1 protein-coding gene is annotated in these 829 nt (G+C 72.7%); it reads left to right on the top strand.

Translation table 11 applies throughout. The features are described from left to right. Positions 1–804 (top strand): sensor histidine kinase (locus tag LPA54_RS33415; protein WP_228984475.1); only part of this gene is annotated, 804 nt, incomplete at its 5' end. Positions 805–829 lie beyond the last annotated feature (25 nt).

Below are 829 nucleotides of genomic sequence, written 5' to 3'. Positions count from 1 at the left end.
GTCGAGAACGTCGCCCTGTCGGTCATCCTGGCCGTGCCGTTCGCCCTCGCCTGGGTGCTGGGCGACTCGATACGCACCCGCCGCGCCTACTTCGCGCAGCTGGAGGAGCGGGCCGCCCGGCTGGAGAAGGAGCGCGAGGCGCAGGCCAAGGTGGCGGTCGCCGCCGAACGCGCCCGGATAGCGCGCGAGCTGCACGACGTGGTCGCGCACAACGTGTCGGTGATGGTGGTGCAGGCCGACGGCGCCGCCTACGTCCTCGACGCGGCGCCCGACCAGGCCAAGAAGGCCCTGGAGACCATCTCCACCACCGGCCGCCAGGCCCTCGCCGAGATGCGCCGCCTGCTGGGCGTGCTGCGCACCGGTGAGAACCAGGAGGCGGGGGAGTACGTGCCGCAGCCGGGGCTCCAGCAGATCGAGGACCTCGTCGAGCAGTGCCGGGAGTCCGGACTGCCCGTGGACTTCAAGGTCGAGGGCACCTCGCGCGAGCTGCCCCGCGGGGTCGAGCTGACCGCCTACCGGATCGTGCAGGAGGCGCTGACCAACACCCGCAAGCACGGCGGTCCCCACGCGGGCGCCAGCGTGCGCCTGGTCTACTTCGACGACGGGCTGGGCCTGCTGGTGGAGGACGACGGCAAGGGCGCCCCGCACGAGCTGTACGAGGAGGGCGGGTTCGACGGCCAGGGGCACGGCCTGATCGGCATGCGCGAGCGTGTCGGGATGGTGGGCGGAACGCTGGACGCCGGGCCGCGGCCGGGCGGAGGATTCCGCATCAGCGCGCTGCTGCCGCTCAAACCGGCGCACTGACCCGCACATACGCCCCTGTTGACAC

Origin of the sequence: Streptomyces sp. DH12, assembly GCF_020873895.1 — a bacterium.
Classification (GTDB): domain Bacteria; phylum Actinomycetota; class Actinomycetes; order Streptomycetales; family Streptomycetaceae; genus Streptomyces.
The sequence above is the reverse complement of the archived record's forward strand: the minus strand, read 5'-3'. Positions and strand labels throughout refer to the sequence as shown.